Annotated in this window: 13 protein-coding genes and 1 pseudogene; 8 read left to right on the top strand and 6 right to left on the bottom strand. The window is 65.1% G+C overall.

Annotated features, from left to right (window positions below; translation table 11 throughout):
• Nucleotides 1-81 precede the first annotated feature (81 nt).
• The 3 genes from J3B00_RS17640 to J3B00_RS17630 all read right to left on the bottom strand — a co-directional run bounded on the left by J3B00_RS17640 (nt 82) and on the right by J3B00_RS17630 (nt 2,941).
• Nucleotides 82-1,287 (bottom strand): MFS transporter, encoded by a 1,206-nt coding sequence (locus J3B00_RS17640; RefSeq protein WP_209869381.1) that lies wholly within the window; start codon nt 1,285-1,287, stop codon nt 82-84.
• Between the two features lie 77 nt (nt 1,288-1,364).
• Nucleotides 1,365-1,898, bottom strand: a complete 534-nt coding sequence (locus tag J3B00_RS17635) for a cytochrome b (protein ID WP_209869379.1) — start codon at nt 1,896-1,898, stop codon at nt 1,365-1,367.
• Nucleotides 1,895-2,941, bottom strand: a complete 1,047-nt coding sequence (locus tag J3B00_RS17630; RefSeq protein ID WP_209869374.1) for a catalase family peroxidase — start codon at nt 2,939-2,941, stop codon at nt 1,895-1,897. The genes J3B00_RS17635 and J3B00_RS17630 overlap by 4 nt, the downstream gene beginning before the upstream one ends.
• A 132-nt stretch (nt 2,942-3,073) precedes the next feature.
• Between J3B00_RS17630 and J3B00_RS17625 the strand changes: the two genes are divergently transcribed.
• Together J3B00_RS17625 and J3B00_RS17620 are read left to right on the top strand one after the other, a co-directional pair.
• Nucleotides 3,074-3,595 carry a sigma-70 family RNA polymerase sigma factor gene (locus tag J3B00_RS17625; RefSeq protein ID WP_209869371.1) on the top strand — a complete coding sequence of 174 codons (522 nt, stop codon included), beginning with the start codon at nt 3,074-3,076 and terminating at the stop codon, nt 3,593-3,595.
• The gene (locus J3B00_RS17620; protein ID WP_209869368.1) at nt 3,592-4,344 is read left to right on the top strand and encodes an anti-sigma factor; all 753 of its coding nucleotides are present in this window, start codon (nt 3,592-3,594) and stop codon (nt 4,342-4,344) included. The genes J3B00_RS17625 and J3B00_RS17620 overlap by 4 nt, the downstream gene beginning before the upstream one ends.
• Before the next feature lie 221 nt (nt 4,345-4,565).
• Here the strand turns inward: J3B00_RS17620 and J3B00_RS17615 are convergent, their stop codons facing one another.
• A complete protein-coding gene (locus tag J3B00_RS17615; RefSeq protein ID WP_209869366.1) occupies nt 4,566-5,225 on the bottom strand; it encodes an HAD-IA family hydrolase in 660 nt (219 codons plus the stop codon).
• Between the two features lie 92 nt (nt 5,226-5,317).
• Here J3B00_RS17615 and lexA point away from each other — a divergent pair, with 92 nt between their 5' ends.
• The 4 genes from lexA to J3B00_RS17595 are packed head-to-tail and all read left to right on the top strand — an operon-like array spanning nt 5,318 to nt 11,057.
• A complete protein-coding gene (gene lexA / locus J3B00_RS17610) occupies nt 5,318-5,935 on the top strand; it encodes a transcriptional repressor LexA (protein ID WP_209869364.1) in 618 nt (205 codons plus the stop codon).
• A complete protein-coding gene (gene imuA / locus J3B00_RS17605; RefSeq protein WP_209869362.1) occupies nt 5,935-6,555 on the top strand; it encodes a translesion DNA synthesis-associated protein ImuA in 621 nt (206 codons plus the stop codon). The genes lexA and imuA overlap by 1 nt, the downstream gene beginning before the upstream one ends.
• Nucleotides 6,556-6,561: 6 nt before the next feature.
• Nucleotides 6,562-7,980: a DNA polymerase Y family protein gene (locus J3B00_RS17600; protein ID WP_209869360.1), complete on the top strand. Its 1,419-nt coding sequence runs from the start codon at nt 6,562-6,564 to the stop codon at nt 7,978-7,980.
• Complete coding sequence (locus J3B00_RS17595) at nt 7,956-11,057, top strand: error-prone DNA polymerase (protein WP_209869359.1); 3,102 nt, start codon at nt 7,956-7,958, stop codon at nt 11,055-11,057. Before J3B00_RS17600 ends, J3B00_RS17595 begins: the two co-directional genes overlap by 25 nt.
• Nucleotides 11,058-11,155: 98 nt before the next feature.
• On the opposite strand, the gene J3B00_RS17590 is transcribed toward J3B00_RS17595, so the two are convergent.
• Together J3B00_RS17590 and J3B00_RS17585 are read right to left on the bottom strand one after the other, a co-directional pair.
• Entirely contained in the window at nt 11,156-11,977 is an 822-nt protein-coding gene (locus J3B00_RS17590; RefSeq protein ID WP_209869356.1) for an aldo/keto reductase, read from the bottom strand.
• Nucleotides 11,965-12,869, bottom strand: a pseudogene (locus J3B00_RS17585) (LysR family transcriptional regulator). Before J3B00_RS17585 ends, J3B00_RS17590 begins: the two are co-directional and overlap by 13 nt.
• Before the next feature lie 118 nt (nt 12,870-12,987).
• Between J3B00_RS17585 and J3B00_RS17580 the strand changes: the two are divergent.
• Both J3B00_RS17580 and J3B00_RS17575 read left to right on the top strand, forming a co-directional pair.
• Nucleotides 12,988-13,686: a CoA transferase subunit A gene (locus tag J3B00_RS17580; protein WP_209869352.1), complete on the top strand. Its 699-nt coding sequence runs from the start codon at nt 12,988-12,990 to the stop codon at nt 13,684-13,686.
• 34 nt (nt 13,687-13,720) lie between these two features.
• Entirely contained in the window at nt 13,721-14,377 is a 657-nt protein-coding gene (locus J3B00_RS17575) for a CoA transferase subunit B (protein ID WP_209869349.1), read from the top strand.
• Nucleotides 14,378-14,522: the final 145 nt, after the last annotated feature.

Below are 14,522 nucleotides of genomic sequence, written 5' to 3'. Positions count from 1 at the left end.
TTTAGGTGAAAGTCTTCAGAGGTGTAAAAAATAATTAGCGACGCATTAAAACACACTCTAGACGGCAGCGCGCTGTGCCTGTCAGCGCCGTGCTGCAGCGGGCATCGGCCATAGGCCGACCAGCAGCAACAGCAGTGCCACCGCCAGAAATGGCAAGCGCGGGTCAAGAGCGTAAACCAGAGTGCCAGCCAGCGGCCCGATCACTGCGCCCATGCCTTGGGCGGCGCCGATCGAGCCGGCGGTGGCGCCTTGCTCGGAGGCGTGCATGGCGTTGGCAGCCAGGGCGGAGAAGGCCGGGAAGACAAAGCCCATGCCAGCGGCGGCGATGAAGAAAGCCGCCCACAGCCATTCGGCGCTGGCCGCGAGCGAGGCCGCCGCGAAGCCCAAGGCTGAGATGCTGGCGCCGACGCGGATCATCTTCAGGGCTGGCCACTCAAGCCGACGCAGGAGAATTTGCGACAGCATCAAGGCCACGCCGACCGTGGTCAGCGCGATGCCTGCGACCTGGGCCGCTTCTGTAGAAGGCAGCCCCAAGCGGTCAAGTGCGAAAAAGCCGACCGTGATCTGCGATACGGTCACGCTGAGCATTGCACTGAACGCCACCAGTAATGGCCGGCGCAGGCGCGGGTCGCCGAGGCGAACCGGATTGGGCGCATGGTTGTGAGCCAGCGGTTGTGGCTTGAGCTTGAACAGCAACACCAGGAAAGCCGTTGCGGGCAAGATCGACATGATCCAGAACGGCATGCTCAGGCTGTGGCGGGCCAGCAGTGCCGCGACTGCCGGGCCGAGGACCAGGCCGACGGCATTGGCCGCGCCCAGTGATGCCATGGCGCGGGCGCGTTGCTGTGGTTCAACGTGATCAGCCACCAGGGCGTTGGCGGCCACCGGCAAGGCGGCATAAAAGGCACCGATCATGCCCCGTGCCAGCATCAGGCCGAGAAACGCCAGGGATGCGCCCGGCAGCCAGTGCAGGGCGCCGTCGATGAACAGGCACAGCAGCCAGTAGGCCAGGGTGAAGCCGGCGCTGCCCAGCAGCAATACCCGGCGTCGGCCGTAGCGGTCGGCGGCGCGTCCCCAGGGACGCGCCAGCAGCACCCAGACCACCCCGGCCACGGTCACTGCCGCGCCGGCTTGCCAGGTGGCCAGGCCCAGCAGGCGGGCGATCGGGCCAATGAGGGCAACGAAGGCCATCATCGACATGGTGCAGGCCATGTTCACCAGCAGCAACGGACGCAAGTCCAGGGTGCTGGCGGGTTTCAGGGAAGCAGGATCCTTTGCGGCAGTCATGGGCAGTCCAGGGCAGTACGACGAAATGAGCGCCGATCTTAGTAATAATTATTTACATCTGTCGACCCCGCCAGTGCTCATTCACCGCGACGCAGAGGCCCTGGCCACATGCTACGCAAGACGCCATCGCGCCGCACCAGTGCGTGCATCAGTGCCGCGCCGAGGTGCACTAGCACCGTGGCGAACAGCAGGTAGCCAGCCCAGCCGTGGGCCGTCCGCAGCACTGCATAGAGCTGCAGGTCATGGGGAACGATTGCCGGCAGCTGCAGGGGGCGCGGATAGCCGCCAGCCGAAAGCATCGCCCAGCCCAGCAGAGGCATGCCTAGCATCAAGGCATACAGCAGCACATGCGAGGCCCCGGCAGCCAGGCGCTGGAGGGCGGGCAGGTCAGCGGGCAGGGGCGGATGTGGCAGGGCCAGGCGCAGGCCGATGCGCAGCACCACCAGCACCAGCAATGCCAGGCCGGTAGCCTTGTGCAGTTCGACCAGCAGCGGATGGCGCAGTGACAGGTCGCCGACCATGCTCACGCCGATGAACAGCATGGCCAGGATGAGCACGGCCATCAGCCAATGCAGCAAGCGGGCGAGGGGGTGGAAAACAGTGGGTTTCATGGGCGGGTTCCTGTGCTCAGCGATTCACGGCTGCGGCGGTTGAATGACTCTGAGTAGGCCGCCGAGCGGGCTGCCAGGATCGGATCGTCAGAGGGCTCGATCCCGCTCGGCAGGATCAGCGGATCGAAGTTCAGGTCACGGCAGGCGCCTTGCTCGGGCGCATCGACGCTTTCGATGACCAGGGTGCCGGCATCGATGCTGCGCCGCTCTGCCGGCCAGGGATGGGCGGGGTCGTCGATCGGGTCACCGGGTTCGGCCAGGACCAGTCGCAAGGTCCAGCGCAGTGGGCCTTGCTCCAGGCGGCGTTGCAGGTCGTGCTGCAGATAGCGGTTGTCGTCGACCTGGGCGGGCAGGGCGGCGAATGGCGTCTGCGCTTCGACTTGCCAGCGCACCGGATGCGCGTTGCCGTTGGCGTCGATCAGGCGGAAGGCATTGATGCTGTGGTAGTTGGTGCTGGCGAAGCTGTCGCTGGGTTTATAGGACGCTGCCCACTGGCGAAACGCCGCGCTCTCCGGGTGAGCGGCGAAGAACGCTTGCATCCGCGCAGGGTCGGCCTTGCCGGTAGCCGGGTCGGGGGTCATCGCCAGGACCTGTTGGTAAAACGCCTGGGGCGTGCTGATCGCCAGAACCGGCGGGTTGTTCATGCCGGTGCGCCAGATCTGGCCATCGTCGCTGGCAAACTGCAGGGCCAGGCTGCGTACTGGCACGCCGGTGTCAGGCGTGGAGGGGTTGGCCCCGCCGATGGCGAAGCGGCCGATAACCGCCACCCGCGGCTGCTGAAACACCCGCGCGCTCGAGACTGAGGCCGCCAGCCCGCTGCTCTGGAAGTAACCCGCGACACACACGCCCTTGGCGTGGTTCTTGCGGTATCCCGGATGGTGGCCGGCCTGCGCTTCGAAGGTATCGATGATGCGTTGCGGGGTCAGCTCCGGGCTGCCGATCCAGCCGGCGGCATAGGCGAAACCGGCGCCCAGGGCGAGCAGGCCGGCACCGATCGCGGCCAGGCGCAATGCTTTGGCAGGGCCGTGCAGGGGAGTGGTCATGGTTCAGGTCCGGGTCAGTGAATGTGCGGGTACGACGCACCAGTGAGAAACTTATTCCACGCCAGTGGGAATAGATTTCGTGACCGCGCGTCTGCCCCTTACACTGACTGCCCACGGGGCCGGAACCTGACCATGCACGATCTGGACGAACACCAGTGGCGCGAGCTGCTGCAGCGCCTGCGCCGCTTTGCCTTGTGGCTGACGCGCGAGCCGGGCAGTGCCGACGACCTGGTTCAGGGGACTGTCGAGCGCGCGCTCAGCCGCGGCGACCAACAACGCGAGGCAGATGCCCTGCGCGCTTGGCTGTTCACCATCCTCTACCGATTGTTTCTCGACGGTAAGCGCCGCGAGCGTCTGCATCGGCGCTGGCTGGCCTGGTTCGGTGGGGCGCACGACAGCGGCGAACCGGTCGGCGACAACACCGAGAACATCATCCTCGCCCAGGCTGACCTGCAAGCATTTGCCCGGTTGTCGGCGGAGCAGCGCGCCTTGCTGTTGCTGGTCAGCGTCGAGGGCTTGAGTTACAAGGAGGCCGCCCTGGCCTTGAGCATTCCCATCGGTACGGTGATGTCGCGGCTGTCGCGGGCCCGTGCCGCGTTGCGTGAACTGACCGAGGGCAGCCCTAAGCCCCCGGCCTTGCGGAGACTGAAATGACACGCTTGATCCCTACCGAGGACGAGTTGCACGCTTACGTCGACGAGCGCCTGCAGCCTGCGCGCCGCGCTGAAGTACAGACGTGGCTGGCGGCCAACCCGACCGAGGCGGCGCGTATCGAAGCCTGGCGCGACGATACCCGGCGTTTGCGCGCGGCGCTGGCAGGCCTGGGCGATCTGGCGCCTGCGCCGCAGCTGGAACTCGGTCAGTTGCGCCGACGCTTGCGGCAACGGCGGCTACGGCGCCTGGGCACGGCCGCAGTGCTGTTGTTGACATTGGGTGTCGGCGGCCTGGGGGGGTGGCAGGCGCGGCAGGTGACAATGGTCGCCAACGATCTGCCGATGGCCGATGCGGTGCAGGCGCACCGGATGTTCGTGACCTCCACTGCGCTCGACATCCAGGCCAGCGACCCGGCCACGTTGCAGGCCTGGCTGGGCAATCACTTCAAGCGTGTCGGCCAGTTGCCTGACCTCGCCGGTTACGGTTTCCAGCCGGTCGGTGCGCGCCTGCTCAGCAATGAACAGGGACCGGCGGCGCTGCTGGTGTTCCAGGATGGTCAGGGCGAGCGGATCAGCCTGTTCATGCGCTTGCCCGGTGAGCGCTTCGAGAAGATGCCCAGCGGCCAGCGCACCGACGGTCAGCTAGAGGCGCGTTACTGGTCGCACGGCGCCTATAACTTCGCCCTGGTCAGTGCGGCGGATGACAGCCGCAGTGACTCGGTGCGCCAGATGCTTGGGGTCAGCCTCTAGCGATCAGGCGTGGGTGGGATGAACCCAAGGTGGTCGTGACCGGATTGCAGTGGGTGAACGGATCGTATCTAGAGGTGATGCCGGTGAGGGCTGCGCCCTCATTTCGCGACACAAGGCCGCTCCCACAAAGGCCGCTGTCTTGCACAAAACCTAAAAGCTGGCGCGATCATTGTGGGAGCGGCCTTGTGTCGCGAAAGGGTCGCGCAGCGGCCCCAGAATGCTCAGCCTTGCATTGCTTCAATCAATGCCCACAGACGAGGGTCATTGAAGTCGTCGATCACCAGCTGCGCGCCAGCCTCGTGCAAGCGCTGCGGTGATTGCGTAGTAGCAATGCCGACGGTAAAGATCCCGGCGCCACTGGCCGCCTTGACCCCAGGCAGCGAGTCCTCGAACGCCAACGACTGTGCGGCGTCGGCACCCAGGCGCTCCAAGCCGGTCAGGTAGGGCAGCGGATCCGGCTTGGGCCGGGCCAGCTCATCGGACACCAACACATGCTCGAAACGCTGCTCCAGGCCCATGGCCGCGAGCATGTGTTCGGCATTCAAGCGCGGTGCGTTGGTCACCACGCACACGCCGATCCCGTGCGCCTGGGCATGATCGAGCAGACGCAGCAGGCCAGGCATCGGCTGCAGATCGGGTGCCATTTCCCGGAACAACGCCTCTTTGCGCTCGGCCAGCGCCTGGCATTGCTCGCGGCTCGCCGCCGGAAACAGCTCGGCAAACAACTCACCATTGGAGCGACCGCTGACCTGGGCATCGAACTGCGCCTGGCTGAGCTGGCGGCCGTCATGCTCGTGCAGCAATTGGCGGAAAGCCTGCAGGTGCAGGGTATCGGTATCAGTGAGGGTTCCGTCGAGATCAAACAGCAGGGCAGTCAGCATCGGGTATCCAAAAGACAAAACGGCAATCCTCGGCATGATAGCCAAACCTGACGACGAAGGGGGCTGTTCAGTGCGCGCCAAAAAGAGTACAAATGTGCTCCATGGATAATATGACTCCCAAACGCCGTGCCATCCTCGCCTTTATTCGCGAGCGCATCAGCGAACACGCCCAGCCTCCGAGCCTTGCCGACATCGCCGAGCGTTTCGGCTTTGCCTCGCGCAGCGTGGCACGCAAGCACATTACCGCCCTGTGCCAGGGTGGCTACATCGAAGTCACGCCCAACCAGGCGCGGGGGATCCGCCTGGCCGAGCCACTGCGCCGGCCAGAAATTCTCGAGCTGCCGGTTCTGGGGCAAGTGGCCGCCGGTGCCCCGATCGGCCCTGACCTGGATATCCACGAGCAATTGCTGCTCGACCCGAGCCTGTTCCGCCGCACCCCTGACTACCTGTTGAAAGTACGCGGCGAGTCGATGGTCGACGATGGCATCTTCGATGGCGACCTGGTCGGCATCCGCCAGCAAGGCGATGCCCGTGATGGCCAGATCGTGGTCGCGCGGCTGGACGGAGAGGTGACCATCAAACGCCTGCAACGCACGGCTGCAGGGTTTCGACTGCTGCCGCGCAACCCCGCCTACGCGCCGATCGAGGTAGGTCCAGAGCGAGAGTTCTTCATCGAAGGGGTGTTCTGCGGCCTCCTGAGGCGTGACTGATGGGCGCGGTGGTCGATCTCGACGGCCTGCTCGACCAGCGCCGGATCTGGCGTGGCCGGCAAACCCAGTTACGGCCGCTGGGCCTGCAGCCGACCGGGCATGCCCACCTTGACCATCGCCTGGCCGAAGGCGGCTGGCCCGCCGCGGCACTCAGCGAGCTGCTTCTGGCCAACCCTGGCTGCGGTGAGTTGCAGTTGCTCTGGCCGAGCTTGGCGCGTCTCACCGCTGAAGGCGGGCGGGTCGTGCTGGTCGCACCGCCGTTCATCCCTTTTGCGCCCGCCTGGCAGGCGGCGGGCGTCGACCTGCGCTGGTTGGTCCAGGTCGAGGCCGACGCCAATGACGCTCTGTGGGCTGCCGAGCAGTGCCTGCGCTCTGGCAGTTGCGCGGCGGTCCTGTGCTGGCCCGAGCGCGCCGACGACCGTGCCTTGCGTCGCTTGCAGGTCGCTGCCGAAACCGGCCAGGCCCTGGCCTTTGCCTGTCGGCCGCAGCAGGCTGCGCACAACCCTTCACCGGCCGCCTTGCGTATCGCCATCGACAGCCGGCCAGCACAGTGGCGGGTGCTCAAGTGCCGCGGCGGCATGCCGCCTGCTGCGCCCATTGCCTGCCCGGCTTGGGGGTAGCGTGCCATGCTCTGGGCCTGCATTCTGTTCCCGCAGCTGGCGCTGGACAGCGTCCTGCGTGAACGCGACGATCCCGACACAGCGCTGGTGCTGATTGGCGGCCCGACCCAGCGTCGGGTGCTGCAATCGGTCAATCCAGCCGCGGCCGACCTGGGGCTGAGGGCGGGGCAAACGCTTACCGCCGCCCGGGCCCTGGCCGACGGCTTCACCTGCATCGAGGCCGACCCGGCGCGGGTCGCCCAGATCGAGCAACTGTTGGCAGCGTGGGCCTATCGCTTCAGTGCCCAGGTCAGCCTGCAGTATCCACGCGCCTTGCTGCTTGAAGTCGGTTCCAGTTTGCAACTGTTTGGCCCCTGGCCACTGTTCGAAGCGCGTTTGCGTGACGAACTGGATGCCTTGGGCCTGCGCCAGCGGATTGTCGTCGCCAGCAATCCGGTGGCGGCACGCATGCTCGCCAACGCGCATGATGGCCTGGCCGTGACCAGCGCTGATGAAACCGTTGCTGCACTGCGCAATTTGCCCATTGGCAAGATCGGACTGCCCAGGGATGCCGCCGAAGCCTTTGCCCGGATGGGCCTGCGCCGACTTGGCGAGCTGTTGGCCTTGCCGCGCGATGCGCTGGCCCGGCGGTTCGCCGCCGAGGTGCAACTGCACCTGGATCAATTGCTCGGTCTGCGCACGCTTGGCCTTGAGTATTACGTGCCGCCGGATCGCTTCGAGGCGCGGCTGGAGCTGAACTTCGATGTCGAGTCGCATCAGGCCTTGTTGTTCCCCCTGCGCCGGATGATTACTGACCTGGCGGCATTTCTGGGCGGGCGTGACTGTGGGGTGCAGCGCTTTGAGCTGCATCTTGAGCATATTGAAGGCCCGGACACGCTGCTCAAGGTCGGCCTGCTGGCGGCCGAGCGCGATGCGGCGATGCTCTTCGAGCTGGCTCGCGGCCGGCTGGAGCCACTGCGCCTTCGCGCACCGGTGCGAAGCCTTCGCCTGTTGGCCGAGGACCTGCCTGCGTTCGTTCCGCAGCACCAAGCCCTGTTTGATCCGCGGGCCAAGCAAGCGCAGCCATGGCAGCAACTGCGCGAACGCTTGCGTGCGCGCTTGGGCGATGATGCGGTGCAGGGCCTCTGCGCCGAGGCCGATCACCGCCCCGAGTGCGCCTGGCAACTGGGCGAGCAGGGTGCGTGCGGGCCGTTGCAGGTCTCCCCCGGCAGCCGTCCTGGCTGGCTGCTGGCCGCGCCGCAGCGGCTACCGGAGGGTTTCGTGCAGCGCCTGAGCCATGCCGAACGGATCGAGTCGGGCTGGTGGGACGGTGCTGATGTGCGCCGAGACTACTACCGCATAGAGACCCACGATGGCCTGCGTGGGTGGGCCTACCAGGACCTCGCCGATCCTGGACCGTTATGGCTGCAAGGCTGGTTTGCATGAGCAGCGTGGGCTATGCCGAGCTGCACTGCCTGTCGAACTTCAGCTTCCAGCGCGGAGCTTCGAGCGCTGACGAACTGTTTCGTCGCGCCCGTGAGCAGGGCTATGAGGCCTTGGCGATCACCGACGAATGCACCCTGGCAGGCATCGTGCGCGCCTGGCAGGCGGCCAAGGAGCAGCAATTGCGGCTGATCGTCGGCAGTGAGCTGCGGGTGCAGGACGGCCCTAAACTGGTGTTGCTGGCAGAAAACCTCAGTGGCTACCAGAGCCTGTGCGCGCTGATCACCCGTGCTCGGCGACGGGCGCAAAAGGGCAGCTACCAGGTGCTGGCCGAAGACCTGCAAGCCCACCGCCACGGCTTGCTGACGCTGTGGGTCCCTGATGACCTGGCCGACCCGCTGCCCGGGCAGTGGCTGCATGCGCTGTTCGGCGAGCGGCTGTGGTTGGCCGCGCACCTGCACCGTGGCAGTAACGATGCACTGCGTGTCGAGCAGCTGCGGGCACTGGCCGACCAGTTGCAGATCCGCGCCGTGGCCTGCGGCGATGTGCACATGCACAGCCGCGGCCGACGCGCCTTGCAGGACTGCATGACCGCCGTCCGACAGCACTGTAGCGTCGCCGATGCTGGCCGTTACCTGTACCCCAATGGCGAGCGCCACCTGCGCAGCTTGAGCCAGCTCGCCGAGCTTTATCCGTCGCAGTGGCTGGCCGAGAGCCTGCTGATTGCCGAGCGCTGCCGTTTCGACCTGAGTGAACTCAAGTATCAGTACCCCCGCGAGCTGGTCCCGCAGGGGCAGACGCCTGCCAGTTGGCTGCGCCACCTGTGCCAGCAGGGTTTGCCCAAGCGCTGGCCGGCAGGCGCCAGTGCCGAGGTGCAGGTGGTGCTCGACAAGGAACTCGCGCTGATCGAAGCGCTGGGCTACGAAAGCTATTTTCTTACCGTGCACGACATCGTCGACTTTGCCCGCAAGCAGGCCATCCTCTGCCAAGGGCGGGGTTCGGCGGCCAACTCGGTGGTGTGTTTCGTGCTGGGTATCACCGAACTCGACCCCATGGAGCACCACCTGTTGTTCGAGCGCTTTCTGTCGCGCGAGCGCAATGAGCCGCCAGATATCGACGTCGACTTCGAGCATGACCGGCGTGAGGAGGTGATCCAGTATGTGTTCCGCCGCTATGGCCGCCACCGCGCCGCGCTGACCGCGGTGGTCAGCACCTATCATGCCGCCGGTGCGGTGCGCGACGTCGCCCGGGTGCTGGGCCTGCCGGCCGACCAGGTCGACGCCTTGGCCAAATGCTGTGGTCGCTGGAGCGACCGCATCCCCGACGCCGAGCGCCTGGCCGAAGCCGGCTTCGAGGCGCAGAGCCCATCGCTGCGGCGGATCCTGGTCTTGGCCGGAGAGCTGATCGGTTTCCCTCGGCACTTGTCGCAACATCCCGGTGGCTTTGTCATCAGTGAGCAACCGCTGGACCAGTTGGTGCCGGTGGAAAACGCCTCGATGGCGGAGCGCACGGTGATCCAGTGGGACAAAGATGACCTCGACCTGATGGGCCTGCTCAAGGTCGATGTGCTCGCCTTAGGGATGCTCAGCGCCTTGCGCCGCTGTTTCGACCTGATTGCCCAGCATCGTGGCCGTCGTCTGACCCTGGCGAGCATTCCTGGGGAAGATCCTGCGACCTACGCCATGATCAGCCGCGCCGAGACCATGGGCGTGTTCCAGATCGAGTCACGGGCGCAGATGGCCATGCTGCCGCGGCTGAAACCGAAAACGTTTTATGACCTGGTGATCGAGGTGGCGATTGTCCGGCCTGGGCCGATCCAGGGCGACATGGTCCATCCGTACTTGCGCCGACGCCTCGACCTTGAGCCGGTGACCTATCCCTCGCCAGCGTTGAAAGCGGTGTTTGAACGTACCTTGGGCGTGCCGTTGTTCCAGGAGCAGGTGATGGAGCTGGCTATGGTCGCCGCCGACTATACGCCCGGTGAAGCTGACCAGTTACGCCGCAGCATGGCTGCCTGGAAGCGCCATGGCGGGCTCGAGCCGCACCGTCAGCGGTTGCTCACGGGCATGCTGCGCAATGGTTACGAACTGGCCTTTGCCGAGCGTATCTTCGAGCAGATCAAGGGCTTTGGCAGTTATGGCTTTCCTGAATCGCACGCTGCCAGCTTCGCCTTGCTGTGTTACGCCAGCAGTTGGCTTAAGTGCCACGAACCGGCGATCTTCACCTGCGCCTTGGTCAACAGTTGGCCGATGGGCTTCTACAGCCCGGACCAGCTGCTGCAGGAGGCCAGGCGTCAGCGCATCGAGGTGCGTCCGGTGGATGTGATGCACAGTGAGTGGGACTGCACGCTGGAGCCGCTGGAGCAGGGCGAGCTGGCCATCCGCTTGGGCTTGAGACAGATCCGCGGCTTTGCCGAGGTGGATGCGCGGCGGCTGGCGCAGGCCAGAGCGCAGCGTCCTTGGCGCGATGTCGAGGACCTGTGCCTGCGTGCCGGGCTCGACAGCCGCGCGCGTGCGCGGCTGGCTGATGCCGGCGCCTTGCGCGGCTTGGCCCGCGACCGGCATCAGGCGCGCTGGCAAGTGGCGGCAGTGCAGGCGCAATTGCCGTTGTTTGCGGATGTGCTGAGCTTGCCTGAACAGGCCGTGGCGCTCCCAGCGCCGACGGTAGGCGAAGACCTGGTGGCGGACTACGCCACGCTGGGTACTACCCTTGGGCCGCATCCGCTGAGCCTGCTGCGATCCCGGCTGCGGGCGCTAGGTTGTCGCAGTTCGGGCGAGTTGGCGGGCGTCGAGCATGGCGACAGCATTGCCGTGGCCGGTCTAGTGGTGGGCAGGCAACGGCCGCAGACCGCCAGCGGCGTGACTTTCGTCACCCTGGAGGACGAGGCGGGCATGGTCAACGTGGTGGTCTGGCGCGAATTGGCTGAGCGCCAGCGCCGGGCGCTGGTGGGCTCGCAGTTGCTCAAGGTTAGCGGACGGCTGGAGCAGGAGAATGGCGTCATGCACCTGATTGCCCGGCGCCTGGAGGACGTCAGCGGGCTGCTGCAGGGGCTGGATGTGCGCAGCCGGGATTTTCATTAGCGCTAACAGTGCTGGCCTCTTCGCGGGGCAAGCCCGCTCCTACAGGTTCTGCGTACTCTGTAGGAGCGGGCTTGCCCCGCGAAGAGGCCGGCACTGGCTCAGACCATCGCCAGCCGTTGCTTGCGCGTCGGCGGCGCAAACGCCTGGTCAATCGCCCGCAGGTCTTCTTCATTCAGTTTTAGCCCAGCCGCGGCCGCATTCAACTCAACATGCCGCGGATCGACCGCCTTGGGAATGGCGATCACGCCGTCATGCCGTGTCACCCAGGCCAGGCTGACCTGAGCCGGGGTTACCCCATGCCGCTCAGCGATTTCTGCCATCAGCGGATGCTTGAGCAAACGCCCTGCCTGGGCCAGCGGGCAATAGGCCATGATCGGCAGAGCCTGAGCCTGGCTCCAGGGCAGCAAGTCGAACTCGATGCCACGCTCGCTCGGGTTGTACAACACCTGGTTGGTCGCGCAGGCGGGATTGTCCAACTCACGCAGATCATCGACATCAAAATTGGACACGCCCCAATGACGGATCTTGCCTTGGTCGCGCAACCGCTCGAAGGCTTCGACGGTTTCCGCCAGGGGGTACTGGCCACGCCAGTGCAGCAGGTAGAGGTCGATGCAGTCAGTCCGCAGGCGCTTCAGGCTGCGCTCGCAAGCCAGGGGCACGCCGCGTTTGCTGGCGTTGTGCGGATAAATCTTGCTGACCACAAAGACCTGATCGCGGCGCCCGGCGATCGCCTCGCCGACCACTGCTTCAGCGCCGCCCTCGGCATACATCTCGGCCGTATCGATCAGGTTCAGGCCGAGCTCGATCCCTTGCTGCAGGGCTGCAACTTCGGCGGCCCTGCGCGTTGGGTCTTCGCCCATGTACCAAGTGCCCTGGCCGATGGTCGCAACGCTTGAACCTGCAAGTTTTACGGTACGCATGTCACCTCCTGTGGGGGGTATGGGTAAGCACGACGTCGAGCAGCGCCACGGCGGCGGCTGAGAGTTTGTGGTCATCCACGGCGATCACGCCAATGCGCCGCTCCACGCACGGTTCGACCAGGGCCACACAGCGCGCGCCCAGCTCCTGCATCTGCTCGATGCACAGCGCAGGCACCGCACTCACGCCCAGGCCGTTGGCAACCATGCGCCCGACCGTCGACAACTGATGGCTCTCGAACGCCACCGTCAGCTTGCCGTGCCCAGAGGCCACGTGCTGCTCAAGCAACAGGCGCACAGCAGATGGCCGCTGCAGGGCGATGAAGTCTTCGGCGAGCAACGCCTTCCAGCTGACCTGGGCTTGCCCGGCCAGTGGGGAGTCGGCCGGTACCACGGCGACAAAGCGATCCAAATACAGCGGATGAAAGCGCAGGCCGTCGAGGTTGTCCGGTTCGAAGCCGATGCCCAGTTCGACGCGCCGATGCCGGACCAGTTCCAGTACCTGCTCGTTGATCACGTCATGCACCGTGACGTTGACCCGTGGATAGCGCTGGCGAAATACCTTCAGTGACTGCGGCAGGAGGTTGCCGGCAAACGAAGGCATGGCCGCCACCGAGACCCTGCCTAACTGCAGGGTGAAGCGTTGGCGAAGCATCTCTTCGGTGTCGTCCCAGTCGGCCAGCAGCCGCCGGGCCAAGGGCAGCAGCACCTCGCCTTCGGGCGTCAGGCTGACGCTGCGGGTGGTACGGGTGAGCAGGGCGCCGCCGAGGTTTTCTTCGAGGGCCTTGATGGTCAGGCTCAGGGCCGGTTGCGATACATGCAAGTGCTCACTGGCTTGGGCAAAGCTTTGGTACTTGGCCACGCTGACAAAAGCGCGAAGCTGTTTGACGTTCATGCGACGCTGGACCTTTGTTTTGGAAAAGTAATCAATCAATGATTAAAACAAAATTAACAAATCAGTGGCCAGCGGTGAAGATGGCCGCACGCACCAACAACGATAAAGGCGGATCAGCATGGCCGGACTGGACAAGCGCGTTGCAACCTACCAACAGGCCCTCGAAGGCCTGACCGACAACATGACAGTACTGGCTGGCGGCTTCGGCCTGTGCGGCATCCCGGAAAACCTCATCGCCGAGATCAAGCGCCGCGGCGTGAAGGGCCTGACTGTGGTTTCGAACAACTGCGGCGTCGATGGCTTTGGCCTGGGCGTTCTGCTCGAAGACCGCCAGATCTACAAGATGATCGCGTCGTATGTCGGTGAAAACGCCGAGTTCGAGCGCCAGCTGCTCAGTGGTGAGCTTGAGGTCGAGTTGACCCCGCAAGGCACCCTGGCCGAGAAGATGCGTGCTGGAGGTGCTGGCATTCCGGCGTTCTACACCGCCACCGGCTACGGCACCCCGGTTGCCGAAGGCAAGGAAGTGCGCGAGTTCAACGGCCGCAAGTACATCCTTGAAGAGGCCATCACCGGCGACTTTGCCATCGTCAAAGGCTGGAAGGCCGACCACTACGGCAACGTGGTCTACCGCAACACCGCGCAGAACTTCAACCCGCTGGCTGCCACCGCCGGCAAGATCACCGTGGTCGAAGTCGAAGAAATCGTCGAGCCCGGGGTGCTGCTGCCCAGCGAGATCCACACCCCAGGGATCTTTGTCGACCGAGTCATCGTCGGCACCTTCGAAAAGCGTATCGAAAAGCGCACCGTCAAGGCCTGAGCGCCGTCCACAGAACAACAAAGAGATCCTGACCATGGCACTGACCCGCGAACAGATGGCTCAACGCGTCGCCCGTGAACTGAAGGACGGCTACTACGTCAACCTCGGCATCGGCATCCCGACCCTGGTCGCCAACTACGTCCCTGCCGACATGGACGTGATGCTGCAATCGGAAAACGGCCTGCTCGGCATGGGCGAGTTTCCTACCGAGGGCACCCTTGATGCCGACATGATCAACGCTGGCAAACAGACCGTCACCGCCCGCCGCGGCGCCTCGATCTTCGACTCGGCGCAGTCGTTCGCGATGATTCGTGGCGGCCATGTCGACCTGACCGTGTTGGGCGCCTTCGAGGTGGATGTCCAAGGCAATATTGCCTCGTGGATGATCCCCGGCAAGCTGGTCAAGGGCATGGGCGGTGCCATGGACCTGGTCGCGGGCGCCGAGAACATAATCGTCACCATGACCCACGCCTCCAAGGACGGCGAATCGAAATTACTCTCGCGCTGCAGCCTGCCGCTGACCGGCGCCGGTTGCATTCGCAAGGTGCTGACTGACCTTGCTTATCTGGAGATCGACAACGGCGCCTTCATTCTGCGCGAGACGGCGCCGGGGGTAAGTGTCGAGGAGATTATCGAGAAGACCGCCGGCAAGTTGATCGTGGCGGATGACGTGAAAGAAATGACCTTCTGATTTCATCTTGAAGGTCAGTAATGCTGGGGGCGCTGCGCGCCCCTTTCGCGACACAAGGCCGCTCCCACAAAGGCGAACCGCACCGTTCTTAAGACATGCGCTATCCCTGTGGGAGCGGCCTTGTGTCGCGAAAGGGGTGCGCAGC

Source organism: Pseudomonas sp. BP8, assembly GCF_017875955.1.
In the GTDB taxonomy this organism is placed as follows: Bacteria; Pseudomonadota; Gammaproteobacteria; order Pseudomonadales; family Pseudomonadaceae; genus Aquipseudomonas.
This window is presented reverse-complemented; position numbering and strand designations above follow the sequence as displayed.